Here is a 25807-nt window from a genome sequence, read left to right as displayed (position 1 = left end):
AGCTTAATCATTAATAAACGCACCTTTTACCTATCCCAACTTTTCGGTCTCATTCTTATCTGTTTCCATGTATTTCTTAATCTGACGTTGTTCCCAGTTTTTAACAAGGACGGAACCACTAGAGAAAACCTTTAGACCATGAAAAAATAACCCTATACCCCAAAAAACCCATGTCGCAAATGTGCTAAAGTGCCAAAGGGGACCCATAAAAGTTTCTCCATAATACGAGTTACCAATTAGTTTTAGGAGTACCAAAGCAATATTTATAACTAAGTATACGGTGAGGTGGGTGTAAAACCCTTTAAGTTTTGATACTCGAAGACGTGCATTTTCTAATCTTACTTTCTCTGTGCCTTCTTCCATATTAACCATTTTTATTTTCCTCTTCCAAAAACTTCTCCAATTGTCTTTTTTCCCACTTTTTTAGAAACTCCGGCTTTAATTCCTTCCAAGATTTTGCCCCGAATTTAAAGACGTATGCGGCATGTGCCAGTAGACCTAAACCCCAAATTATTGGTGTCCCTATGATGTTCCAGCTCACCCAATCACTAAAGCCAGGATTTTGAATCCATTCATAATCATCTTTAAACCAATCTATGAGATTGAATTTTAAAAACAGTAACAAACAATTAATAATAATATAAACCCTTAAGTGTTTATAGAAATTTTTAATATGCTCTACCTGCTTTTTAGCTTTTAAGAATTTTTCTGATTGTTGATAATTCGGTTGCATCCTATCTAAATTTTTCAGCTTGTTGTTTGTCTTTTTCAATGTATTTCTGAATTTGACGTTCTTCCCATGCTTTGGAAAAAATTGGATTATGAGAAAAGACCTTCATCCCGTGAAAAAATAGGCCTATACCCCAGAAAAACCATACTGCAAAAGTGCCAAAATCCAATACTTCGAGAAATGAAGCCCCGTTGCTCATTCTTCCTATTATAGTTGAAATAGTAATAAAGGAATTAACCCCTATATAAGCAGCTAAATGCCAATAAAATCCTTTCAATTCTTCTAATCGCTTTTTAGCGCGATTCAACTTTGTTCTATCTGTTTTCATTATTTCCATTTTTTTGATTCATCATCATTCTCCATCAACTCCTTAATTTTTCTATTTTCCCAGTCCTTTCCGAAAAAGGGATTGAAACCAAATGCTTTAACCGCTTGAAAAACCAGACCTATTCCCCATCCAAAAGCAGCCCATAAAAACCAAGGATACCTCCACTCATCTATCCAATAATTAAGTCCTCCCAACAGGGTAATAAACACAACATAAGATAATAAGCTGGAATAAAACTTCTTAATTTGGTCTACGCGCTCCCTTGCTCTAAAATATTTGTCCTCTCTATTCCTTTGTTCCATGATGGCTTTCATTATTAAAATAAGTAAATCAATTCTTAAATATAAGCGATTCCCTAAAAATCGTTACTGTTCATTAACTCCTTAATCTTGCGCTCTTCCCAGTTCTTTCCTAAAATGGGATTGTACCCGTAGGCATTGGCCCAATGACCTACTAACCCTATTCCCCATCCCAACGCTGGAAATATGACCCACGGAAAGCCAGTGGTGTTATAATTTATCCAAGCTAAAAATGGGATTACGATACAATATGCTAAAAGATTATTGTAAAAAGATTTAATGGCCCCTACTCTTTCTTTAGCTCTTCTATACTTATACTCGTTTGAATTTTCCATGCTATTTATTTTACTATTATTAAACATTAGCTTTGTTGTTAGCTACACTTCAAATATCACTAAAGAACACATGTTTTTAAAAAAGGAACTACCGAACTGTGGATTTTTTAGGATGGATTGATGAAATGGATATTTTTCGTTGTTCGTTGTTCGTTGTTCGTTGTTCGTTGTTGGTGTTGGTTGTTGGTTGTTGGTTATTGGTTATTAGAGATAAAATGCTTTAATCTGCATACTGCATGGGCTATAGTGGATATGAGATGTTAGAAAATAGATAAAAAACACCTAATACTAAATACTGCTAACTGTTTACTGAATACCGAATACTGCTCACTGTTTACTGAATACTGAAATCTAAAAATCTTCCTTATCCATAAGTTCCCGTAACTTCTTTTCTTCCCAGCGTTTTCCCCAAAGCGGATTATAGCCAAATGCTTCCATACCATGAGTAAGTAGTCCAAAACCCCATCCCAAAATAGGAAATATGACCCAAGGGAAACTTGTTGTTTTGTAATTCAATATGGCAAGGCAAGGAATAACAATGCAGTAAGCAATTAGATTACCGTAAAAACCCTTTACCGCTTCAACTTTCTCTTTTGCCTTTTGGTAACGTTTATCATCAATAAATTCCTCTTGGGTTTCTACTTCGGAAACTTGTTGGGTGAGCATAGGGAGCTGTACCGTAAAGTTGGTACCGTCATTGAAAATCTCCATATTTCTATTACTTAAGAGGTCATAACGCTGTTTAATATTCTGAAGGCCTACACCGCTGCTTTTTTTAACAACTTGTTTTTCTTGTAGATTGTTGGTAACCTTTAATAAGCCCTCCTTCTCATAAATACGAATATGTAAAGGTTTTGAGGAAGTGACAATGTTGTGCTTTACAGCATTTTCTAATAGTAATTGAAGGGAAAGTGGCACTATTTTAGCTTCTGGATTCATAGCTTTTTCTGGAATATCTAAAATAATACTATCCTCAAACCTCATCTTTAAGAGCTTAACATAGGTGCGTGCAAACTGCAGCTCCTCATCTACCGAGACCAAGTCTTTATTTTTCTGTTCCAGTACATAGCGATATACCTTTGATAAGGAAGTGGTAAACTTTTGAGCTTGATGGGGGTCCTCGTCAATAAGACTCGTTAACACATTTAAGCTATTAAAAAGAAAATGAGGGTCTAACTGATTCTTTAGGGCATCAAACTTGGCTGCGGCCGTTCCTGCAATTATCTTTTGTTCTTTGACCTTGTTCTCTTGACGATACTTATAGTACCATACGGAGTAGAATATCAGGGCAACGACGATGGATATTAAAAGAGAAATCCTGTAATCAACGATTTTTTGATTTCCTAAAAATTCCATTAAAGGCTGGTTTTGAATCCCTACTAATAGAATGAGTTTTGAGATAAAAATTCCTATAAGCGAAAATCCAATGTTTCCTAAAATGGCCATAACAAATCGTTTGGCAGTAAAAAGTTCATACTTGTAAGTGGTGAGTAAATATTGAATCCAAATGGCGTTGGCACAATAGATAATCAATGAAAAAATCATACCCTCATAATACTCTTCCCAAGCTTGGGCCCAACTTATCCCGTTAGGATAAACACCACTTGCGTAGAGTATTGCCATGATAATTATAAATATCAAGGTCCCTACCAACCAAGCATTTCCCAAATGTTTCAAGAATTTATTCACGTATGCGCTTATTTTTTACCACAGTTTTCTAAAGTGGCTTTCGCCCTATCGGCACCCCAGCTGGGATGAAAATTACTTTCCGCTTTAAAGTTAGCGAAAAGTTCTAACGAACGCTCAACATCTGCGCAGTAAGGCGTAATGTCCTGCCCAAAATAGCGTGCAGAACCCATATCCCATTCCGCTTTGGAGAAAACAACTCTTGGATTGTCAGGAGCCAATTGCTCGGCCTTTGCATACAGCGCCGCTACTTTGCCTGACAAAGTCATTCCGTAGGTGGCACCATCAAAAGCAATCCAAGCGGTATGCGTCATGGCCTGTTGTACCATTATTTCTGGATTATCTGGGGATATCGCCTTCGCTATGTCTATAAACTCTTGTGCCTTATCTAACTGTTGCTTTAATTTCTTTTCATCTTTCTCACCAAAAGAAACAATAGTATTTATTTGGGCAACATAATAGTAGGGTAACCAATTGTCCTGTTCAACCGTGCTTATTCGTTCAAACATATTCGCGGCTTCAATAGATTTACCTTCACTCCATAAAGAAAAAGCTTTTTGCATTCCTTTGGTATATTGGTCTTGAGCAAAAGAAAGGGTCGTTAGTAATAGTGCTACTATTGTAATGCTATTTTTCATAATATCTGATTTAAGATTCATGGTTTTGGTTATAATGTTATTTCTTGATAAACTGTTTTCTCGGTAAGTGTAAATTTTGCATCCTCCCATTTTGGAGGTCCAAATCTTGCTGGTGCATTATTAGATGAACCCGTACTTTCTGTTGGTATCCCAAGAAAGGTTTTCAACTTACCATTATTATCTTCATCATGAAAAACAGAAATAGCATAAACTCCCAAGGGTATATTCTCAAAGCTAATCGCTGCCGTTCCGTTTGAGATTGCAGCGACCTTTCCCACATAAATCTTATTTAACCAATTGGTCTCTGAATCGTACAACCCTATTAATAGCTGACCCTCGTCATTGGCTATATTATCAATTTGAAGTTGAATCCTACCACGCGTCTTTTCCTGAGCTGTAAGCACTAGAAAACAAAAGAATACTGAAAGCGTCATTATTTTTTTCATGTTATCGAATCTTGTTATTATTTATGGAGCAAATCTCCCTTAAAATGCTGCTATTTTAAAAAAAGAACTACCGACTTGTTGATTTAAGCTACCGAATTGCGGTAATTTTACATTGTGATTAAAACACTACAAATACGATTATCATTAGAAGAGGAAGCCCAAGAGGGCATTCTAAAGAAGAAAGCTGCCAAATACTTAGGTCTTGAGGAGCAAACATTCTTCTTGAAAATTCTGAGGAAATCTATTGATGCAAGAAAGCCAAGAATCGTTTTCAATTATAAACTATTGGCTTACGTGAATGAAGCTATTCCAAAAGACAGCTATACTTTTGATTATAAAGATGTCTCAAAATCTAAAAAAGTTCACATCATCGGCTTTGGTCCTGCGGGAATGTGGGCTGCCCTGCGCTGCTTGGAACTAGGATATAAACCCATAGTTTTAGAACGTGGTAAAAATGTTCAAGAAAGAAGACGAGACTTAAAAGCCATCAACCAAGACCACACTGTTAACGAAGATTCTAACTATTGCTTTGGCGAAGGCGGTGCTGGCACCTATTCTGACGGTAAATTATATACGAGAAGTCTTAAACGTGGAGATGTGAGACGGGTTTTTGAAAGTCTGGTATACCACGGCGCAACGGAAGAAATCCTTGTTGATGCTCATCCACATATAGGCACGAACAAACTTCCCAAAATTGTGCAACATATCCGTGAAACGATTATTGAACGTGGTGGCGAGGTACATTTTAATACAAAAGTTACCGATTTTACAATCCGTAACAACACCATCAAATCTATTGTTTTAAACGAAACTGATGAAATGCAGGTGGATCGTGTCATCTTAGCAACAGGCCATTCTGCTCGCGATATCTTTTATCTCCTAAATGATAAAAAAATTGCCCTTAAAGCCAAGTCTTTTGCCATGGGTGTTCGCGTAGAACATCCACAACACATTATAGACGCTATACAATATCATTGTAAGGGTGAGCGAGATGAACTTTTGCCTGCCGCAGCTTATAGCTTGGTACATCAGGTTAAAAATAGAGGTGTGTATTCCTTCTGTATGTGTCCGGGAGGTTTTATAGTTCCCGCAGCTACAGCACCGGGTGAAGTGGTAGTGAACGGAATGTCCCCATCGAAACGAAATAATCGATATGCCAATTCTGGCATTGTCGTGGAAATAAATGTTGATGAGGATATTACCAAATTTGAAAAATTTGGAGCCTTAAAGGGATTAGAATATCAGAAAAACTTAGAAAGATTGGCATTCACATCCGGCGGAAGAAGCCAAACGGCTCCTGCGCAACGCTTAACGGACTTTGTAGAAGGTACTATTTCTAAGGACCTTAACCCTACCTCCTACCAACCAGGTTTAAACTCGGCACCAATGCACTCCTTACTGCCCAAACTTATAGGCGGTAGATTAAGACAAGGATTTGCCGAATTCGGAAAAAAAATGAAAGGCTATTATACGGCCGAGGCGAATATTATCGGAGTAGAGTCCAGAACCTCGTCCCCAATAACCATTCCTAGAAACGAACAACTGGAGCATCCTGAAATAAGGGGGCTTTTTCCTTGTGGAGAAGGCGGGGGTTATGCTGGCGGTATCGTTTCCGCAGCTATGGATGGGGAGCGTTGTGCAGAAGCAGCCATTGCTGACTTATAACCAAATTTATTAGTCTTTAATTAGCTTTTACACGAGTAGTAATTCTCTTGTTCGTAATTACAGTGCCCACACCAATACGTAACAATGCACTATTAGATGCAAATGGGGGGCACGTACTTGCCGAGTTAGACACCAAAACCCGATATAAATACCCATTTTTTGTTCTTTCTACGGCCGCTGCGCTAAGCACCAAATCGATTGTTTGAACTCCGGAATAATCTGCATCGTTAGTTAAATTGGTGAAAGAACCCCCATTATCCGTACTCACTTGCCATTGATACAAATCCGTATTTGATGCGGTTACCGAAAATGAAACACTATTGCCTGCGATTGACGTAACGTTCGAAGGCTGAGCGTCTATAGTAAAATTACTGATAATGATGTTCTGAAATACATCAAAGGTGTTTCCGGTAATATCGCCGACACGATATGTTCTGGTAATGGTTTCCGGATTGGCACCTCCATCGCTAATATCCTTAATAAAACTTACTGTTGGTGTACCCTCACAATTATCGGCCTCATCGGTAATCAATAAAACATCTGGAGCCGGTACATTAGCCGAACAAAATACGTTTATATCCGTTAGACCAGAGGCCGTAGGCGGAGTAGTATCGAGTACTGTTATCGTTTTTGTGAAGGGTACGCTCACATTTCCATTTTCATCGGTAGCTTGGTACGTAATCACCCGTTCGGAATCGTTGGGACCATTATCTCTGGTAACAGTATCACTTACAATGGTCACCTCGACGTTTCCTCCACAATTATCGATTGCTACTGGCGGTGTAAAAGATACCGTTCCGCAAAAAATGGTTATTCCGTCAGAGCTAGGGTCAAAACCAAAATTAACGCCTGGCCATTCAATATTTCCACCAGGGATCTGGCTAAAGGGAGGAAGGGGCGAAGTTCCGGTAAAAGTATAATCATAAGTGCCATTTCCATTATCAATTTCCGTGTAAACGAAAGCAGAAGGATTGGTTAACTGCGAAGCATCTAATTGGTAATCCGCATTGGTAATAACGATTTCCCAATTATCCACCTGTGCCGATGTATTGTTTTGAAGACCAAAGCCCCATGAAAATTGATTTTCATTAAAAAAAGTTGTATTCAAATCCGTACATACAGGCAAACTGGGAACGTCCTGGTTACATTGAAAATTTTCATCCAAAGCACCACTTAAAGTAACCCAAGTTGGACCTTGGTCATCAATTGTTATAGATGTTACCGCAGTCAGGTTCAGCACAGGGTCACCATTAAGCCCCCCATATTCCACCACATATCCTTGGGCAGCAAAAGCATCGCTTCCCCCTGTATTGGGCAAATCGTTCCATGACCCTTGAATACCGACACTGTTATCGGTGATGTGGGCATAATTTTCTTGACCGGGAACCGAAGGTCCGTCAGGAAATTCATTTGGCTCATTATTGTTCCAAAATGCAAATGTCAATTCGGTTCCATCCACTCCACCGCTCCAAAACTGTGTGCCTGCCTCAGGACCAGTGACCCATCGCCATTCTCCTTCCACAGCATCATCGCTAGCCCCGATCCAACCTGAACCTTGCGATTGAGATCCAGAAAAATCGGCCTCTTGTTGCGAAGTTAGTGTTGTCAAATATCCTTGTAGGCCAAAATAACGCCTATTGCTTGCTGCTATTTCGGCGTCGGTCCAGGTAATACCTGGGTCGGATACAAATTCATAGTAATGCTGTGTGCTCGGTAGAAAGTTAGCATCACCAGCTGAAATGGAAAATTGCTTTGTACCATTGGGGCTTGCAGCACTTGAGGAAAATTCCGTAGCTAAAATGGCCGCTTCAAATTCGCTATATGTTGCGGGCCCTTGAAGAGTAAGTTTTCCTTGGGCAACATCCCATACGGCGGTAATATTCGGATGAGTGCCTGTAAGTGCCAATACATCCTCTCCATTTACATAACCGCTCGAGATTTGAATGTACATGGCAGTAGTACCAGTGTCGTCTGGGTCGTTTATATTTATACTTTCTGCTATCGGAACAGAACTGCCTGGGCAATAAATTTGATTGCCAGTGGCCGTAACTGTGGGCGGTTGGTTGGCCAGCTGTGCTGTGAATAGTAAATTATCGATGAATATGGTTTCGTCGCTCACATCCCAATCACCATCGGTGGCAATAAATCGTATGGCAGAATTGGCACTTATTTCATTGGGGTTCAAATCGTGGGTAAAACTCCCCGTTCCTGATAGGATCCCCACGTCTACGAAGTTAGTTCCGTTAAACAACTGAACCGTAAGGCTCTCATCACCATTGGTGCGCTCAAAATCTAGCGTTAATGTCGCACTTTCATAGGCTGATAAATCAAGGCTACGCGTAATAAATCTCGTATCTAAATTTGTAAAGCGCAGTCTACGATTACTTGCATTATTGTTAATTTGTATTCTCCCCGCTGTGGAATTAGTAGTCTCTCCTGTCTCTTGCCAGGTTCCCGAGAAATTTACCGAGCCATCATTATTGGAATAGCTTCGAACGTCAAAATTATCTGCAAAAGTATCTTGACTACTGGTTACCTGAACCTGCATCAATAAAAATATGCCTAAAAGGGTCGTAGGAAAAGTTTTCTTCATCATAAGCGCACAAAAATACTTTAACGAAGATAATTCCTACAAAAAAATGTTGTTAAAAAAGATAATTTTAATGTTAAATTCCAAAATATTAGCATAGTAGAAATATACACAATCGATATACTTGATACTTAATGAATAATAAAGAATTTTTTATAAAGCATAAGCTTATCTTCGCAGCAGATAAATACATATGACCTTTAAAGAACTCGGCCTGGCCGAACCTATACTGAAAGCCTTAAAAACCGAAGGCTATACCCAACCAACACCAATTCAAGAACAAGCGATACCTATCTTACTGAAAGGGAAAGATTTATTGGGAGTGGCTCAAACGGGAACCGGAAAAACTGCAGCTTTTGGCATTCCTATTCTTCACCATTTATACGAAAGGATATCACTACGCCAGAATAAACGTAAAATAAAGGCTTTGGTAGTTACACCTACAAGAGAACTTGCCATACAGATTGGGGAAAGTTTTACTGCGTATGGCAAACATACAGGCTTACGAAATACCGTTATTTTTGGTGGCGTTAAACAAGGAAAACAGGTAAATGCCTTACGTGGAGGAATAGATATCCTTATCGCCACACCTGGGCGTCTACTAGACCTGATGAGCCAAGGTTTTATTACCTTTAGAGACTTGGAATTCGTTGTGTTGGATGAGGCCGACCAGATGTTGGACATGGGTTTTATCCATGATATAAAAAAGATAATTGCCAAGTTACCCCCTAAACGGCAATCGCTCTTTTTCTCTGCCACTATGCCCAAAACAATTGTGGAGCTTTCCACTAAAATGCTCGGAGATTTTGAGCGAGTCACTATAAAACCAGAACAGGCAACGGCCGAAAAGGTGGAGCAAGGAGTTTATTTTGTGAGCAAACCCAACAAACCTAAACTATTAGTGCATTTGCTACAGGAAAAACCCAATGAATCCGTACTTGTTTTTTCACGTACAAAACATGGGGCGAACAAGATTGTGAAAAAATTGGCACAGGCAGATATTCAATCGGCCGCAATACATGGTAATAAGTCACAAACTGCCAGACAAAAAGCACTAGGTGCTTTTAAAGAAGGGAAACTAAAAGTGCTTGTTGCTACCGATATTGCTGCTCGCGGTATTGATGTTGAAGAACTTTCCCTTGTGGTGAACTACGATTTGCCGAACGTTTCGGAAACCTATGTGCACCGCATTGGTAGAACTGGTCGCGCTAGTGCCAGTGGTATTGCCCTTTCTTTCTGTGATAGCGAAGAAAGACCGTATTTAAGAGCTATTGAAAAATTGATAAAACAGCAAGTACCCCGCATGCCAGAACATCCATTTACAGATGGGGTTACTGAGCAAGATAGTCCAAGTCAGCCAAGGAGACCAAAAAGCACTAATCGTTCCCAGAACAACAGAAACAGGAACCGTTCCGGTAATTCAAATTATAGGGGTAAAAACAATAGAAATTCCAACAGGAACAGAAACAACGGAGGGTCATCTGGAAAAACAAACTCCTAGTATTAGTATATTTTTTGAAAAGTTCCCTTTAAGTGGTAAGTTCATACCTTATACTAGAACTTATACCAAATGCAAAGACAACTATTTATTTATGGCAGCGGCAGGCATACTGCTCCCTTTTTAAACTACATGGCGGAAGCCACGGGAAAGCATAAGCCTAACATATGTTTCATTCCTACCGCCAGCGGAGACGACAAAGGCTATATAGAACGATTCCATGAAGTCTGTAATGCGTTGAATGTAACACCACATGTTCTAAAAGTTTGGGTAAATTCTTATGATGACAAAGAAACTTTTGAGGCTATAATCAGTAAAATGGATGCTATTGTTGTTGGTGGTGGTAATACCCTTAATATGCTGGCCATATGGAAGGCTCAGGGCATAGATAAAGCCTTAGAAAAAGCGTATAACAACGGTGTTGTTATGGGCGGCGGTAGCGCCGGTTCTTTGTGTTGGTTTAACGGAGGCACAACAGATTCTCGTCCAGCGGAATTAAGTATCGTTGAGGGAATGCGATTTATTGACAAAAGTCATTGCCCGCATTATAACTCGGAGAAGTCTAGACGGCCATTATATCATTCTAATATCCTTAATGGAGATTTAACAGCTGGTTATGCCTGTGATGACCGTTCCGCCATTCATTTTATAAATGAAGAGGTAGCTAAATCCGTATCGCTAGATGCGGACAATCATTCCTATTATGTGTATGAAAACGAGGGCGAGATTATAGAGGAGGTAATACCAGGAGATATTATTAGCTAATTTTAAAATTTTACGCACTAGGTTCGTATTCAATTGATTATCTTCAAACTTATATCTAAACCAACCATTAATCAACTACAACCATGAAAAGCTATTCAATACTGCTCGCCCTATTTTGTTCGTGTTCCATCTATGCTCAAACAGATATAGAAAAAACGAAAGAGACCGTCAATAAATCCACTATTGAAGGTCATATCTATTTCTTGGCCGACGACCTCTTAAAAGGACGTGCAACGGGCACTCCAGAACTAAAAATTGCTGCTTCCTACCTCGCTAATGCATTCCGTAGATATGGTGTAAAACCCAATCCTAAAACGGGAACGTATTACCAAGAAGTAAAGTTGAAAAGTGTATCTCCGCCATCTGAGGTCAGTATCCAAATAAACGATACCAAAATTACCGACTATGCGCTCATAAACCCTGCTCAAACAAGAGTTGAGGGTGATGCCGTATTCCTTAATCACGGCTTAGCAGATGATTATACTGGAAAAAATGTAACGGGAAAAGTAATTATCGTAAAAGCTGGAGGTCCGGATACTAAGGATGCTAGAGCTGCTTTTGGATTACGCACAGAAAAACAAAAAATTGCTCAAGCGAATGGAGTTGTCGCTATAATTGAACTCCTTGACACAGATACGAATATGTGGGGTTTTATTGAACATAATTTCAATGAAGCTAGATTAATGGTAGCTGGGGATAACGAAGAGGAAAAAGAAGCGAATGGCATAGCACATATTTGGGCTTTGGACGCCGCGGGCATTATGGCACAAGAATTGGAAAGTGCTAAAACAGTAAAAGCAAGAGTTTCCCTTAGTGAAAAGCAAGAAGAGCCGGTCATCTCCCAAAACGTTATTGGAGTGGTTCAAGGTACGGACCCGAAACTTAAAGAGGAATATATCATTTATTCTGCGCACTATGACCATGTTGGAATAGGAACGCCGGATGAAACAGGTGATACCATATACAATGGGGCCAGAGATAATGCAGTAGGAACTACAACCGTACTGAGCATGGCCCAAAATTTGGCCAAATACCCCACCAAACGTTCCGCTTTATTCATTCTATTTACTGGTGAAGAAAAAGGACTTTTGGGTAGCGAGTATTATGTGGAAAATCCGGTATTGCCCCTTAATAAAATGGTCTATTGTTTTAACAGTGATAATGGTGGTTATAATGATACCTCATTGGCGACCATCGTAGGATTAACAAGAACCACTGCCGAAAAAAATATTACTTCTGCAGCCACAACCTTTGGTTTGAAAGCTATTGAAGACCCTGCAAAAGAACAAGGTTTATTTGATAGGAGCGATAATGTGAACTTTGCTAAAAAAGGTATCCCTGCACCCACATTTTCACTTGGGTTTTCATCTTTTGACGGTGACGTTACCAAGTATTATCACCGACCAGGTGATGAGGCGAACACCTTGGACTACGACTACTTGTTTAAATTTTTTAGCGCCTATGTCTTAGCGGGAAGGCAGATAGGCAACGACCCCACTACCCCAACCTGGGTTGCAGGAGATAAGTATGAAGCTGCTAGTAAGGAACTTTATGATAATTTACCTGAAGTGCCCATTAAGAACTAACCCAAACCGTAACCAACTCATAACCTCTTACAAACAATAAATCTACTTTTGAACTTAATTGTAGATAGACAAAGAATATTTGATTTGAAAATTTATAATTATTTAGAAAACAAATTACAAGTTTGCACTTTAAATCGTAAATTGTATATCAAGCTTTTTAAAAAATTATACGTTTCCAGGAAATGGTTGACGAATTACAGAATAAAGAAAATTACCCAGAACTATGTAAGGACATTTTCTCCTTTATGAAAGATAAGTGGCCAGACCATCTTACCTACCATAGCCTATCTCACACAATTGATGTAGCTAACATTTGCAATAAGTACATTAGACATTATAATATTGATAAAGACAATGGGGATTTAATTAGGATTGCTGCAATAAGTCATGATATCGGATATTTAGTTTCGCCGGTTAACCATGAAGAGTTAGGGATAACAGAAATTAAACCTTTTCTTGAAAAAAAGTTGAGCGAACGAGAGATAACTGCAATAAACGGTATGATAAGAGCAACCAAAGTACCTCAGCAGCCCACCACGTTTTATGAGGAAATCCTAGCGGATGCAGATTTAGATTATCTTGGAAGAGACGATTATGATGCGTTAAGTGAGAAATTATACCAAGAATTCCTTTACTTCAACGTATTAGAAACGGATGAAGAGTGGTTACAGACACAAGTAACTTTTTTAGAGAATCATACCTACCACACCTCCTTTGCAAAGAGTAATCGTTCTTTTATCAAAAAGAAGAAATTACAAGAACTTAAAAGCAAACTCTTACCTTAGAAATGAGGTGTTAAGGTTTAACCAACTAAGGTAATGAAAGATAAACCAAAGGAGAACAAAAGCGTATTACTCAAGGGTAAAAGTCCTCATACTGAGGAACTGGTAGATCATTACTGGGGAAGTATCAATTATGTATTTAGCTTAATAAAAGCTTCCGAGATAAAAGCTGGTCTTATATTATCTTTCTATGGTATCTTACTAAACATTGCCTATCAGAACATTGCCCTGGTACTAGCAGATGATAGCAGTAATCTACTGGTATTCTTTCTTTTAGGATTTTGGTTGCTATGTACCATTATCTCTATCTACTTCAGTGTGCGTTGTTTTATACCAAAGATTGAAGCTAATTATGATAGGAATATCTTCTTTTTTGGGGATATTATATCAAAATTTGGAACAATACATGAATTCTCGCAAACTTTCTATGACATCAGTCTTAAGGAAGAAGAACTTTTTGATCATTTAGGCCAGCAGATTTATATAATTTCAAAAATTTCTGCGTACAAATTTAAATGTGTGGATAGGGCTATCAAATTTTTAGCCATTGGGCTTTTTGCTTTACTGGGTGCAAGCGTCATTTATACCCTACTTAAATTTGCATTTAACTAATAATAAGTGCATTTTTTTTACCGAAATCATCCCTGTTCTTTATTTTTAGATAAATCTCAGCGTGTAAATAACATCTAAAATCTTTCAAAAGATACCGTATTACGTACTTCAAAAAATTAGTCACTTCCCGGAAGCTTCATGGTCATGAAAACCTCATACAGTTTATTATTAACGGATGTGCTTCGATGGCCATTGGAGGTAATTGTATTGGGTACAGGCGACTTAATACCACCATACAGATAGCCTATTGAAACAGATTTATCTGCGTTGGAATTATTAAAAATTCTATTTAAATCCAATAGCGCAGGATGCCCTTCCATAGCAAATCCTGCCTTGGGGAAAAATGTAGCATTTGTTCCCAAATAGGTTGGTAATATTTCGTTAGGCGGAAGTTGAACTTTTTCTATAGAATATGAGCTACCATCTGTTAAAAAGGAAGTTATTACATTTGAAAAAGGAAGTTCGTTACCAGTTTCCGGAACGCTTAAGCTATCGGTGCCAGGGTTTAGTGTCATGTATGAAATGCCACCCAAAAAAGTAGTGTGATTAATAAAGCTGCCTTGATCGGTAATAACTATAGCCGCTTGTACCTTTGCACCTGTATAAAGATTTGTTCTTTGAAGAAAAGTGGTATCTACTTCTACGTCTAAATTACCTGAGACCAATCCGCTGATATAGACAGGGTTTCTAAATGCTAAATCCTTTTTAGTAAAAACACCACCATAGATTACAGCACCAACGGAATCAACTTCCTCTGTAGTCATGATTTCGGTCATATTAAAATCTCTTCGATGTAAATTTACACTATCTACAACTGATAATGTATCGGTTAACTGCCAGATGCCATTGACCTGAAGGAGATTAAACTTTCGTATGGCATTGGTATACTTCCCTGTATTTCCCGGAATATAAGCTCCTGTATAGTTCTGACCGCCTATGATATAGAAATTGTTGTTTGCCACCATCATTTCGCCACCAGTTACTTGAACAAAATTACTTTGAATACTCTTTGTAAATACCTGGTCTAGCGCAGGTGTAGCACCTGCTGAACCAACATAATCAACCAAAGAAGGAATATCTATTTCAAAAAACATATCAGAAGTCCAGTCACTCACCTGGGCCGTATCTTTTACCGTAAAACCACCTGCTATATATAACTTATCGTTAACTTGATAATATTCTTGACTGGTAGCAGAAAGATTTCTTGCATAAATATTTGGAACAGGGACTCCTACACATGTTCGGCTCTCAAGGTTTACGACCCAAATAGAGTCATTTGCCTTTAATGTGTTAAAGGCGGGCGGGTCATTATCCATACTATGCAAACCTTCTTTTCTTCCCCCAATTAGTATCCAATTATCGTTATAGTTACCTACCGCGGCACTCTGTAACGCTGGTATCTTAAAGTCAATATTATAATCTTGAATACTTACCTGAAACAAATCGGGAACCTCTTTACTTTCTTTGGTCATTTTTAAATGTGTAGCTAAATTTACTACTGGCATTTGCTTTATTTTTTCATCACATCCATTTAGTGACATCAAAATAATTGTTAGCACTACGGTACTACTCAAAATTTTATTTTTCATGGTGTACTTTGCTTTAATTAAAGAATTTGGCCCGCCCACTTTTGTAATAGTTGGCGCTGCTGTGTAGACAGTTCCCTAGTAACTGGCATATATAAAGGTCCATTCCAACTTTTTTCATCTATCATTTGGAGCATTCTTCGCAGCACCCATGGTTCTCGCCATGTTTTTTCATTAAAGGGTAAGATAGCGCTCATAATTGGTAGTACCGTGTGGTAATTTGCCAGCACATTATCATAAATATCATTAAAACTTAGTTCTGGCTGTTCCAATAAATTAGCTAATTTTTGACTATGTTCCAGAACTCTTGTGGTTATGAAATAACTGTTACTTAAAGCATATAACGAACCATCAAAAGATTGCTCAGGATTCTTATAAAAGGCATACATAGAACACCCTGCCGTATCTACAGGGTATTGAAAAGTCATTCCGTCATACACTGTAATGGGTTTTGGCTCCCCGTTACCAACGTACTGCACATAACCTTGATAGTTTTCTTCTTTTTTCACAGGAACCCCTCTTTTGAATACCCTAATAAATACTGGTCCCTTGGGCAGTCCATCCGACATGTAGCCCTCACTATTTTCCTGAAATTGCTCTGCATAAGACCCTTGTTGGTCGGAAAGAAAAAGAAAATCGTCCTCTTTAGCTATTTGCTGACCGTTTGCCTCCAAATAAAATAATCCATTGGTATAATCATCGTATTGTGGTGAGACGCTAAAATTAAAAACCCCTCCTACATTTATGAAATTAGTATAATTATAATCATTGGTATGATTAAGTGTTCCTATTAATGTTGGAACATTACTGCCATCAGGCAGGTAGTATAAACTTAGGGTTCCAAGATCATAATTTTCAAATTTTGTAAAGGGTGGAATAGAAGTATCACCACCGTAATCATAAGGCTCACCTAAATCCGTACCATATTCGGGTACGGTATTTATAATATCTAAAGAAATGAGGTTGTTCTTCTTGTCATGATTAAGAAAACATGGAGGTAACTGCACTGTCTTAGGCATGGTTAGCTTATCGTTTATAAACTTGCCTTTAATTTTAACGGGGGGTACCTTAATCTTATTATCGGTACAAATCGGAATATGAACATTCTTTGGGTTTTTAAGTATTCTAGCAATAGTATTGGTCTTCATATCTCCTTCTACAAAAGGACAAATTGAACCTGAAAAAGCTACTCTAGCTGGATTTTTAGGCATTGTTGTTCTGCTATTTCCAATACCTTTTCTAGGCATTATACTATAATCTGGATTATGTACCTCATATACCTCATGTACCGATATTTTCATGGATAATGCCGTAACGTTCTCACCAGCATAGGTGTTCAATAACGTTTGTAATTCTGAATCGCACGTAGTAAGATCTATCGTAGAATAAAAATAAGTAGCCCCACTTATTGGCATTAGACTGGGGTCCATCCAATTTAAAACTTTGCTTAAGGTCATCCAGTTGAAGGTAGACTTACAGGGTTTCCCCTCGAAAAAGCTTTTTTCTTTTCCGTTTGAATCATCGTAAATACCTACCTTTCCATAAAACATTTGCGTACAGGTCTGCCCTACACTATCTACATCACAAAAGACCGCCGAAGATCTAGGGTTTTCTGCAAAAAAATCGCTGTGAAAAGAAAGTGATGTATTTAACATCTGTGCCAAAACATCAGGACATCCTTCTGTATTTCCCGGAGTCCAAGTATTGACGCCATTACCATTTGGCAACTGCACACCAGTAATTCTTACATCCTCGGTGTATACACTCATATCACCAAAATAGTTCCAATAACCTGGCTGTATCCAATTCGTTGAATCTTCAGTTATGTTATATTCTGCTAGTACCACATAATCATACAAGGGCTTAAAGTCCTTGTCTATATCAGAAGTTCCAAGATTCCATTGTGCCCAATCCACAAAAATATCAGGAGAGGAAATGGTATCTATTACCACATAGGATTCTTCTTTTTCCGTTACTATTTTGTACTGTGGTAGGCATTTTTTTACATAGGCCACTTGGGCGCTGGTTAAATATACTCGTGGAGGAGCATAAGGTAGTGCGGAATTTTGATTGTAGACTCGTAAAGGATGAAACCTACCGTTATTTGCGGTACCTACATCTAATAATACACTACCGTGGAAATTAATTCTAGGAAAGTTAAATTGGCTCATGGGTATTGTTTATAGGTTAAAAATTACTGCTATCTCAAACCATACTTCATATGCCCAACAGGTCTGTTAATTATTTATAAATCAAACAATTATTTTACATTATCGTTCCACAAAATACATGTCTATTTTACCTTTGTTCTTTACTTCTACCACACCTCTATGCATACATTCAAAATCTTGTTTTACCAATTGGTAAGTAGCCTTACTAATATTAATCTTTCCGGCTTCGCAACTAGATTCCATGCGGGAGGCTATATTTACAGTATCACCCCAAATATCATATGCAAATTTCTTTATACCCACTATACCAGCAACCACGGGACCGCTATGCAACCCTATCCTAATATCAAAATAATGTTTGTTTTCCTTAATTCTCTTGCGCTTTATTTCTTCAACAAAATCTCTAATATCTAGTGCTGTATTAACAGCATCCTTGGCATGTGTAAAGTTTTTTACAGGTAATCCTGCTGCGCACATATAACTATCTCCTATAGTTTTAATTTTTTCTATTTCGTATTTGCTTATAATTTTATCAAAAGCGCTGTAGTAAAAATCAATTTCCGTAACAAGTTCCTGTGAGTTTAAACCTTCACTATATTTAGTGAAATTCACGAAATCAGTAAATAAGACCGTGACTACGTTATAATCCTTGGCCTTGGCAAAACCATTTTTCTTTAATTCTAAAGTAGTTTCATATGGAAGAATATTAAGCAAAAGTTTTTCGCTAATTTCCTTTTCTTTGCGTAGGTCCGCGGTTCTTTTAGCTACCTTCTTTTCTAATATTTCATTACGATCTATCTGACTTCGCAGCGCAGAGATGACCGCGCCTATTGCTTCTAAGATGTTATGATGATAGGAAACTAGGCCTGTACCCGTCTGTAAGAGTTGTGCCCGCCTACCTGTAAAAATATAGCCTATTATTTCATCATTATTGATTATTGGGGATAAAATAAAATGATCAATCTCCAATACCTCTCTTAAGTATCCTATAAAAGCCTGATTACTATCATTATCGCTGATTAAATACGTTCTGCTTTTTACAAACTCTTTCGTAAACGATATGTTTCTTTTTAATATGCCCTTTATATCATACCCATTAAACGCTTTAATATATTTTGGAATATAGGCTAAGGTACCCTCCTTTTCAGGGACTAGTAAAAGAGTTACGTCCATCTTTAAACGAACATTGATGTTCTCTGTAAGGGAATCTAAAAGTTCTACTAATTTAAGGCTAGCATTGGTCTTGTGTTGTAGTTCTGAAATTACCCGTAAACCCTCACTCATCTCCAATACATCTTTAGCTAAAGAAGTATTCCTATATTCTAGTGACATATAAGAACTAGTTAACTTTTTTAGTCTTGACTTATAATAGTCAATTTCTTTTTGTGCCGCTTCGCTATGTTTTGGAGAATTCATATCAAAGAATACTAAAGGTCAGAAAATATACAAAGAACACCTGTCCAGTCTAGGGCTTGTAGTTTATCACCCACTTTCGCCACTTCAACACCAGAATAAAAACCTGCCAAAGGAATACCTTCTAGCGCATTTTGTACTTCGGTTGCATCTTCAAAACCTACGCCTGAGAACGGCATTGCCCTACCTCCACAGTTAATATAGAATGCAAAAGAGGGTTTATTTGACTTTTCCTTTAAATTATTTATAACACTGCTTACATAATTAGAGTCCAAAGAACGTCTCATTAATTGAACTTCGGTACCGGAAGTAAGGTCTGGCTCAAACATTACCAACGCCTTATTTGGTTCATCTACGGCTAAAGTGAGCCTATTGGCATAATCATGCTCCTTAAATTCACCGAATTTATCGCCTCTGTTTACACCAAGGGTTAGGTTCATTGCAAAATCTTTGACAGCTATGCCATGATTAGGTCCTAACAATTCATCAACAACATCTAGCGCAGGCATATTATCGATTTCAAGAACAACAGGGCCGTTTGTTTTTGTAATGGTAACATAATCACTGCAGGGCTGGCATCCGTGCAGTATTGCTACATCCATCGAAAAATCTCCAGACATGAGAATACCAATTGCATTTTGCGAATAAACTTGATTGTTAAGATATTGATAACAAGAGCTTAGCATCATATCTGCCAAAAAACCCCCGCCAGCTAACACAAGCTCTTTCGGAAGATGCTTCTCTAAAGCTGCAAACAGCGGCGTCGCAAAATTCAACATGGGTGGATTTTGTTGTTTACTAGAGTCGTAAAAAACAAATAAACCTCTAGAATCAGCAGTAACAGCTTCACTTATTTTCTGACCTAAAACATCACCCACTTTAAACTCGTCTTCATTTAATCCGCCTTCCGCAAAGCATTGAAAACGTATTTTATCTGAGCTAAAGACAGTTACTCCAACTTCAAAACCATCATAGCCTATAAATTCATCCGTTATAATACCAAACGATGATCCTCCGGCTTTAGGAACGTTCGGCAAGACTTGGTTTACCCCTTTAAGAAACTCATGCGGGTTGTGTTTTCCCCCACTAAATATCAAGGCAAAATCCGCTTTGTCTATATTTCCGTTTTCGAGCGCTAGTTCTGCAGCTTCTTTTCCCGCCTTTTCTGAAACGGTTTGGTTACTAGAACCAATACCTATTTTTGTATCCATTATGTTTTGCTTAGTAACAGCTGGGGGGGGCAGAAAACTGTTTGGTTGTTTCTCAAATATATGTAAATAAGATACAATAATCCCTATTTAAAGATTACTTTAATTAACTGATTTACAGAAACAAAAAAAATAGTAAGAATTTACTTACCGAAAGTTGTTGGTTCTGTATTTTAATAGTCTTCGGCGCCAATAGCAATAACATATAATATTTTAGATATGAACTAAATATCTTACTATAAGAGCTTGAAATAAACCTTTTCAACATCATGGTATTATTTAAAGTCTATTTTTAAGATTTACCCTGCTTATTACGTTATATGGATTGGTAAGCTCTTAGTATATTTTTTATTTTCTCCTCTGTTTCTGGATCAATATTTTGTTTTTCGGGGTGTTCTTCTAACCATTTCAAAGTACGTTTAATACCCTCGGCAAAAGGAATAGTTGCCTTAAACCCAGGAACAAAGGTTTTTATCTTGGTATTGTCAAATAGCACGCTCTCAGCCTTATCGGCTAAAAGTGTTCCCGTAAAGGAAGGTGCTATCTTGCAAATAAAGTCAGAGGCAATATGTACCACCTTGGCTTCTTTTCCCAAAGCATCCGCTAAAATTTTATAAATCATATTCCAAGATAATACCTCGTCAGAGGTGATATGAAAGGCATGACCAATTGCTTGTGTAAGCCCCAACAAACCCACCAAACCTTTGGCAAAATCATCAGCATGGGTTACAGTCCACAAAGAGGTACCATCGCCGTGAACAATAATTTCCTTTCCTTTCTTAATTCGGTCTACGACATTATATTTATCAAAACCTCCTATAGCAACTGGGATTACGGTATCATAAGTTAAAGAGGGCCGCACAATAGTCATGGGAAAATTTTCCTCGGCATAAGCCTTTTGTAAATGTTGTTCGCACAATATTTTGTTATGGGAATAGTCCCAGAGATTATTACAGAGCGGCGTAGATTCGGTAATGACGGGGTAGCTTAATGGGGTTTGATAACAGGATGCAGAGCTAATAAAAATGTACTGCTTTGTTTTTCCCTTAAAAAGAGCGATATCGCGTTCTATATCCGCCGGAGTAAAGGCAATCCAGTTGACTACAACATCCCAATTATGTTTTTTGAGTTCGTCTAATTCTTCTGGTTTATTAATATCCCCAATAATAGCAGTTGCGCCATTTATGGTTGCTTTGGAATTTCCGCGGTTCAACAAAAATAGCTCTACGCCTTTTTCAACAGCCAATCGGCTAGATGCCGCACTAATGTTTCCTGTTCCCCCTATAAATAAAACTTTCATACACCCTTCTTTTTAAAGTGACTACTATTTGCCCCAAAGTACTATATTTATTTGAAGTTAATCACTATCTTCAAAAACATCAAGACAACCACCAAAAAGAACATTATGAAAAAATTACTGCTTTTTCTATTAGTCCTTAGTACACCTTTGGCATTTTCGCAAAGTACTTCGCATTTAGAACTGTTAGATATCTATAACATGGAATTCATTTCCGACCCTCAGATTTCTCCAGATGGAAGTCAAATTCTTTATGTCCGGAATTTCAAGGATGTGATGACAGATAAGAATTTATCCAATATTTGGCTTGTAAATATCGATGGTTCCAAAAACAGACCAATTACCACTGGTAACCAAAACGACTTTTATCCGAGATGGTCGCACAAGGGAGATAAAATTATTTTTAAGTCCAACCGACAGGACGAACGCATGAAACTTTTTGTCATGTGGATGGATTCCAAGGAAATTGCTCCACTGACCAATACACCAAAATCACCGGGTGCGGTAAGCTGGTCGCCAGATGACCGTTATTTGGCCTTTACCATGTTCGTACCCAAAGCGAATAAGTCTATCATTAAGATGCCTGCTAAGCCCGAAGGTGCCAAATGGAACACACCCCCTACCTACATTGACAAACTCAACTATAGAGGAGATGGCCAAGGTTATCTAAAAGGAGGAAACACGCAACTCTTTACCCTATCTATTGATGGAGGAACACCAAAACAACTGACTATGACCGATTTTGACCACGGTGCGCCAGAATGGTCTAAAGATGGTAAAACCTTATACTTCTCCGCCAACTTTAATCCGGATGAAGCTTTTGAACCCAATGATAGTGAAATCTATGCGCTTCACTTAGAAAACAATGAAATTAAGGAACTTACCGACCGTTATGGACCTGATAATTCACCCACCCTATCGCCCGATGGTACTAAAATGGCCTATACCGGCCTAGATGATAAATTATTAGGATACCAATTGAATCAGTTATATGTGCGTGATGTTAACGGTGGCCCAGCTAAATTACTGTCGGGTGATTTTGACCGTAATATTTCAAATATTCAATGGGACGGAGATGGTAAAGGGCTTTTCTTTCAATACGACGATAAGGGCGAAACCAAAATTGCACATATCTCCTTAGCCGGAAAAATTACCGATAAAGCAGGTAAAGTGGGCGGACTCTCTTTAGGAAGACCATATAACGCAGGCGCTTTTACAGTGGCCAGAAATGGAAATATCGCCTATACCTTAGGAACTACGGAACATCCGGCCGATTTAGCCGTACAAACTAAAAAAGGAAATAAGCGACTTACGTTTGTAAACGATGACCTCTTTTCCTTTAAAGATATTGGTAACGTGAAGGAGATTTGGTGGAAATCTTCCTATGACCAGCAAGACATCCAAGGTTGGATAGTGACCCCTCCAAATTTTGATCCTTCAAAAAAGTACCCCTTTATTTTAGAAATTCATGGTGGGCCATTCGCCAGTTATGGTTCAGTGTATTCGGCAGAAATACAAGCTTTTGCTGCTGCAGGATATGTGGTATTATATTCCAACCCACGAGGAAGTACCAGCTATGGTTCGGATTTCGGAAACCTCATTCATCACGATTATCCTAATCACGATTATGATGATTTAATGAGCGGTGTAGATGCTGTAATCGGCAAAGGCTATATAGATACTGATAATTTATTCGTAACCGGGGGCAGTGGTGGCGGAGTACTGACCGCTTGGATCGTTGGTAAGACCAACCGTTTTAAAGCTGCCGTCGTGGCCAAACCGGTTATTAACTGGGCCAGTTTTGTGCTGTATGCAGATGGTGCCGCATTCTTCTCTAAATATTGGTTCGGGAAAAAACCGTGGGAAGATCCAGAAAGTTATTTTAAGCGTTCTCCATTAAACTACGTAGCCAATGTAACTACTCCTACCATGTTGCTCACTGGTGAAGAAGATTATAGAACTCCTATTGCAGAGTCGGAACAATTTTATACCGCATTAAAATTAGAAGGCGTAGAAACAGCCATGGTGCGTATACCAGGTGCATCTCATGGTATTGCTAACAGACCAAGCAACTTAGTTGCTAAAATAGCCGGTATACTGGCTTGGTTCGAGAAGTATAAGGATTAATCGTTGCATAACAATTGAGGTGTGGGGATAGCTGAATATTGTACCACCAAACTATCGAGAAAGAAAAGCATAGCGCCGCTATTTGCTGTTTTTCTATTTCTTACTGGTAGCATATGGTCACAGAATACGTTGGATTCACTTAATGGTGCTTGGAAGAACAAAGCCTTACCAGATTCAGTTCGTGCAGATGCACTTTTGGAATATATCAATGAAGGGGCATTTAATAGTGCACCCGATAGCGCGCTCGTCTTAGCCAACGAACTTTGCCAGTTCACTAAAAAAATCAACTACTCTACCGGGACGGTAGACGCCTTAGACCTTAAGGGTTATGTATTGTTTAGAAGCGGTAACTATCCTGAGGCACTTGTCTCATATAAAGAAGGGCTATCCCTCGCCGAAGAAATAGATTATAAAATAGGTGCAGCGGAAATTTTATTAAAAACCGGTTATATCTATCATGATAACGAAGATGTTATCAACGCCTTAAAAAACTATGAGAGAAGTCTAAAAATCTATGAAGAAATTGGCGACTTGGAAGGAATAAGTGCTATTTATAACGAATTTGGTAGTATTTATTTTGGAAGGGGAAATCATGAAAAAGCTTTGGACTACTACTTAAAAGGTATTGCTATTCATAAAGAAATGGATAACGAAATGGCCAACTCTTCGCAGTATGTGAACATTGGAAATGTATATCTGGATACCGAAGAATATTCGAAGGCCCTAGAATATTACCAAAAAGCGTTGGCCATTGATGAGAAAAAAGAAGACAAACTCGGTATCGCTGCCTCACTGTCTGGTATGGGCATTGTGTTCTATAATCAAGGCAATACGGAACAGGCATTAGACTATCTTGAAAGGAGTTTAAAAATTGCTAAAAGTATTAACGACCTCCAAGGCAGCACTTCTTATTTGCTGAGTATGAGCGATATTTATTTGGATCAAGAAAACTATAGTAAGGTCATACAGCTCACCAAGGAAAGTTTGTCCCTAGCAAAGCAGGTTGGTGATTTAGGAGGCCAAGAATACTCATACGAAAATCTTTACGAAGCTTATCGGGGCCTTGGTAAAACCAACGAAGCCTTGACTTACTATGAAGAAATGATCGCTATTTCAGATAGTATAAAATCTGAAGAAACAGCCATTAAATTGCAGCAAATGGAGTTCTCTAAAAAAGCGGTACAGGACAGTCTAATACAGGTGGAGAAAGACACGGAGATGCGCATGCGACATCAGGTGGAAGTTCAAGAAAAAGATAAGAATAGAAATATTGCTATCGCCGGTGCACTTATCTCCCTCATTTTGGCCATAGGTTTCTTTATCCGTTGGCGCTACGTAAGAAAGTCCCGGGCAATTATAGAAAAAGAAAAAAACCGATCAGAAAATTTACTCCTGAATATATTACCCGCAGAAATAGCGGAAGAACTCAAGGAAAAAGGGGAAGCTGCTGCTCGTGATTTTGACCTCGTTTCAATTTTATTTACTGACTTTAAAGGTTTTACCGAAAAATCAGCAGAGCTTTCTGCGGCAGAATTGATTGGTGAAATAAATCATTGTTTTAAAGCATTTGACCATATCTGTGAAAAGTACGGAATTGAAAAGATAAAAACCATTGGAGATGCCTATATGGCTGCTGGTGGTATTCCTTTGCCTTCGGACGATGCTGTTGACCAAACTATTTTAGCAGCCTTGGAAATGCAGGATTATATGACCCAAAGGTTTACTGAAAAAGAATCTACCGACGGGTTCACTTTTAAAATGCGCTTGGGTATACATACAGGACCAGTAGTAGCAGGGATCGTTGGTGTTAAGAAATTTCAATATGATATTTGGGGAGACACTGTAAATACTGCTTCTAGAATGGAAAGTAGTGGTGCCGTAGGGCAAGTAAATATCTCACAGTACACCTATGAACTTGTTAAGGATAATCCGTTATTTACCTTTACGCACCGTGGTAAAATAAATGCTAAAGGTAAAGGGGAGGTTGATATGTGGTTTGTTGAAAAACTATAGGTTTTTATTTTAGCCCGTTTTTCTAAAAATTG

General features: G+C 38.3%; 22 protein-coding genes. 8 read left to right on the top strand and 14 right to left on the bottom strand.

Annotation, left to right across the window (positions count from 1 at the left end; translation table 11 throughout):
* Window positions 1–30: 30 nt before the first annotated feature.
* The 8 genes from SJY09_RS03025 to SJY09_RS02990 form a co-directional block, all read right to left on the bottom strand.
* Window positions 31–363, bottom strand: a complete 333-nt coding sequence (locus tag SJY09_RS03025; protein WP_396637481.1) for a 2TM domain-containing protein — start codon at window positions 361–363, stop codon at window positions 31–33.
* A gap of 1 nt (window position 364) precedes the next feature.
* Window positions 365–733: a 2TM domain-containing protein gene (locus SJY09_RS03020; RefSeq protein ID WP_396637480.1), complete on the bottom strand. Its 369-nt coding sequence runs from the start codon at window positions 731–733 to the stop codon at window positions 365–367.
* Window position 734: 1 nt separating this feature from the next.
* Window positions 735–1058 (bottom strand): 2TM domain-containing protein, encoded by a 324-nt coding sequence (locus tag SJY09_RS03015; protein WP_396637479.1) that lies wholly within the window; start codon window positions 1056–1058, stop codon window positions 735–737.
* A complete protein-coding gene (locus SJY09_RS03010) occupies window positions 1058–1360 on the bottom strand; it encodes a 2TM domain-containing protein (RefSeq protein ID WP_396637478.1) in 303 nt (100 codons plus the stop codon). Before SJY09_RS03010 ends, SJY09_RS03015 begins: the two co-directional genes overlap by 1 nt.
* A 53-nt stretch (window positions 1361–1413) precedes the next feature.
* Entirely contained in the window at window positions 1414–1692 is a 279-nt protein-coding gene (locus tag SJY09_RS03005; RefSeq protein WP_396637477.1) for a 2TM domain-containing protein, read from the bottom strand.
* Between the two features lie 351 nt (window positions 1693–2043).
* Window positions 2044–3381: a 2TM domain-containing protein gene (locus SJY09_RS03000; protein WP_396637476.1), complete on the bottom strand. Its 1338-nt coding sequence runs from the start codon at window positions 3379–3381 to the stop codon at window positions 2044–2046.
* An 8-nt stretch (window positions 3382–3389) separates the two neighbouring features.
* Window positions 3390–4016, bottom strand: coding sequence for a hypothetical protein (locus SJY09_RS02995; RefSeq protein ID WP_396637475.1), 627 nt, complete (start codon window positions 4014–4016; stop codon window positions 3390–3392).
* A 29-nt stretch (window positions 4017–4045) separates the two neighbouring features.
* Complete coding sequence (locus SJY09_RS02990) at window positions 4046–4462, bottom strand: DUF2141 domain-containing protein (RefSeq protein ID WP_396637474.1); 417 nt, start codon at window positions 4460–4462, stop codon at window positions 4046–4048.
* Window positions 4463–4576: 114 nt separating this feature from the next.
* On the opposite strand from SJY09_RS02990, the gene SJY09_RS02985 reads away from it, so the two are divergent.
* On the top strand, window positions 4577–6127 hold the full coding sequence (locus tag SJY09_RS02985; protein WP_396637473.1) for an NAD(P)/FAD-dependent oxidoreductase: 1551 nt from the start codon (window positions 4577–4579) through the stop codon (window positions 6125–6127).
* 16 nt (window positions 6128–6143) lie between these two features.
* Here SJY09_RS02985 and SJY09_RS02980 read toward each other — a convergent pair whose 3' ends face one another.
* The gene (locus SJY09_RS02980; RefSeq protein WP_396637472.1) at window positions 6144–8723 is read right to left on the bottom strand and encodes a C-type lectin domain-containing protein; all 2580 of its coding nucleotides are present in this window, start codon (window positions 8721–8723) and stop codon (window positions 6144–6146) included.
* 187 nt (window positions 8724–8910) lie between these two features.
* Here SJY09_RS02980 and SJY09_RS02975 point away from each other — a divergent pair, with 187 nt between their 5' ends.
* From SJY09_RS02975 to SJY09_RS02955, 5 genes are all read left to right on the top strand, one after another.
* Window positions 8911–10218: a DEAD/DEAH box helicase gene (locus tag SJY09_RS02975; RefSeq protein ID WP_396637471.1), complete on the top strand. Its 1308-nt coding sequence runs from the start codon at window positions 8911–8913 to the stop codon at window positions 10216–10218.
* 69 nt (window positions 10219–10287) lie between these two features.
* The gene (locus SJY09_RS02970) at window positions 10288–10980 is read left to right on the top strand and encodes a Type 1 glutamine amidotransferase-like domain-containing protein (RefSeq protein ID WP_396637470.1); all 693 of its coding nucleotides are present in this window, start codon (window positions 10288–10290) and stop codon (window positions 10978–10980) included.
* 83 nt (window positions 10981–11063) lie between these two features.
* Complete coding sequence (locus SJY09_RS02965) at window positions 11064–12566, top strand: M28 family peptidase (protein WP_396637469.1); 1503 nt, start codon at window positions 11064–11066, stop codon at window positions 12564–12566.
* 182 nt (window positions 12567–12748) lie between these two features.
* On the top strand, window positions 12749–13351 hold the full coding sequence (locus tag SJY09_RS02960) for an HD domain-containing protein (protein ID WP_396637468.1): 603 nt from the start codon (window positions 12749–12751) through the stop codon (window positions 13349–13351).
* Between the two features lie 33 nt (window positions 13352–13384).
* The gene (locus tag SJY09_RS02955) at window positions 13385–13960 is read left to right on the top strand and encodes a Pycsar system effector family protein (protein ID WP_396637467.1); all 576 of its coding nucleotides are present in this window, start codon (window positions 13385–13387) and stop codon (window positions 13958–13960) included.
* Between the two features lie 116 nt (window positions 13961–14076).
* Here SJY09_RS02955 and SJY09_RS02950 read toward each other — a convergent pair whose 3' ends face one another.
* From SJY09_RS02950 to SJY09_RS02930, 5 genes are all read right to left on the bottom strand, one after another.
* Complete coding sequence (locus tag SJY09_RS02950; protein ID WP_396637466.1) at window positions 14077–15549, bottom strand: hypothetical protein; 1473 nt, start codon at window positions 15547–15549, stop codon at window positions 14077–14079.
* Between the two features lie 17 nt (window positions 15550–15566).
* Complete coding sequence (locus SJY09_RS02945) at window positions 15567–17717, bottom strand: hypothetical protein (RefSeq protein WP_396637465.1); 2151 nt, start codon at window positions 17715–17717, stop codon at window positions 15567–15569.
* Window positions 17718–17816: 99 nt separating this feature from the next.
* Entirely contained in the window at window positions 17817–19049 is a 1233-nt protein-coding gene (locus tag SJY09_RS02940; protein ID WP_396637464.1) for an adenylate/guanylate cyclase domain-containing protein, read from the bottom strand.
* 95 nt (window positions 19050–19144) lie between these two features.
* A complete protein-coding gene (locus SJY09_RS02935; RefSeq protein WP_396637463.1) occupies window positions 19145–20341 on the bottom strand; it encodes an FIST signal transduction protein in 1197 nt (398 codons plus the stop codon).
* 313 nt (window positions 20342–20654) lie between these two features.
* On the bottom strand, window positions 20655–21638 hold the full coding sequence (locus SJY09_RS02930) for an SDR family oxidoreductase (protein ID WP_396637462.1): 984 nt from the start codon (window positions 21636–21638) through the stop codon (window positions 20655–20657).
* A 105-nt stretch (window positions 21639–21743) separates the two neighbouring features.
* Here SJY09_RS02930 and SJY09_RS02925 point away from each other — a divergent pair, with 105 nt between their 5' ends.
* Window positions 21744–23762, top strand: a complete 2019-nt coding sequence (locus SJY09_RS02925) for a S9 family peptidase (RefSeq protein WP_396637461.1) — start codon at window positions 21744–21746, stop codon at window positions 23760–23762.
* A gap of 21 nt (window positions 23763–23783) precedes the next feature.
* Window positions 23784–25775 (top strand): adenylate/guanylate cyclase domain-containing protein, encoded by a 1992-nt coding sequence (locus SJY09_RS02920; protein WP_396637460.1) that lies wholly within the window; start codon window positions 23784–23786, stop codon window positions 25773–25775.
* Window positions 25776–25807 lie beyond the last annotated feature (32 nt).

The organism is Maribacter sp. R77961 (assembly GCF_044594925.1).
GTDB lineage: Bacteria > Bacteroidota > Bacteroidia > Flavobacteriales > Flavobacteriaceae > Maribacter.
Note: the sequence above shows the minus strand (reverse complement) of the source record. Positions and strands in the feature narration are given on the sequence as shown.

Coding starts and splice junctions, on each gene's coding strand:
- SJY09_RS03025 (WP_396637481.1), bottom strand. CDS start 363: ATGGAAGAAGGCACAGAGAAAGTAAGATTAGAAAATGCACGTCTTCGA.
- SJY09_RS02965 (WP_396637469.1), top strand. CDS start 11,064: ATGAAAAGCTATTCAATACTGCTCGCCCTATTTTGTTCGTGTTCCATC.
- SJY09_RS03010 (WP_396637478.1), bottom strand. CDS start 1,360: ATGGAACAAAGGAATAGAGAGGACAAATATTTTAGAGCAAGGGAGCGC.
- SJY09_RS02990 (WP_396637474.1), bottom strand. CDS start 4,462: ATGAAAAAAATAATGACGCTTTCAGTATTCTTTTGTTTTCTAGTGCTT.
- SJY09_RS02995 (WP_396637475.1), bottom strand. CDS start 4,016: ATGAAAAATAGCATTACAATAGTAGCACTATTACTAACGACCCTTTCT.
- SJY09_RS03015 (WP_396637479.1), bottom strand. CDS start 1,058: ATGAAAACAGATAGAACAAAGTTGAATCGCGCTAAAAAGCGATTAGAA.
- SJY09_RS02980 (WP_396637472.1), bottom strand. CDS start 8,723: ATGATGAAGAAAACTTTTCCTACGACCCTTTTAGGCATATTTTTATTG.
- SJY09_RS03005 (WP_396637477.1), bottom strand. CDS start 1,692: ATGGAAAATTCAAACGAGTATAAGTATAGAAGAGCTAAAGAAAGAGTA.
- SJY09_RS02925 (WP_396637461.1), top strand. CDS start 21,744: ATGAAAAAATTACTGCTTTTTCTATTAGTCCTTAGTACACCTTTGGCA.
- SJY09_RS02960 (WP_396637468.1), top strand. CDS start 12,749: ATGGTTGACGAATTACAGAATAAAGAAAATTACCCAGAACTATGTAAG.
- SJY09_RS02940 (WP_396637464.1), bottom strand. CDS start 19,049: ATGTCACTAGAATATAGGAATACTTCTTTAGCTAAAGATGTATTGGAG.
- SJY09_RS02955 (WP_396637467.1), top strand. CDS start 13,385: ATGAAAGATAAACCAAAGGAGAACAAAAGCGTATTACTCAAGGGTAAA.
- SJY09_RS02975 (WP_396637471.1), top strand. CDS start 8,911: ATGACCTTTAAAGAACTCGGCCTGGCCGAACCTATACTGAAAGCCTTA.
- SJY09_RS02945 (WP_396637465.1), bottom strand. CDS start 17,717: ATGAGCCAATTTAACTTTCCTAGAATTAATTTCCACGGTAGTGTATTA.
- SJY09_RS02950 (WP_396637466.1), bottom strand. CDS start 15,549: ATGAAAAATAAAATTTTGAGTAGTACCGTAGTGCTAACAATTATTTTG.
- SJY09_RS02935 (WP_396637463.1), bottom strand. CDS start 20,341: ATGGATACAAAAATAGGTATTGGTTCTAGTAACCAAACCGTTTCAGAA.
- SJY09_RS02930 (WP_396637462.1), bottom strand. CDS start 21,638: ATGAAAGTTTTATTTATAGGGGGAACAGGAAACATTAGTGCGGCATCT.
- SJY09_RS03020 (WP_396637480.1), bottom strand. CDS start 733: ATGCAACCGAATTATCAACAATCAGAAAAATTCTTAAAAGCTAAAAAG.
- SJY09_RS02970 (WP_396637470.1), top strand. CDS start 10,288: ATGCAAAGACAACTATTTATTTATGGCAGCGGCAGGCATACTGCTCCC.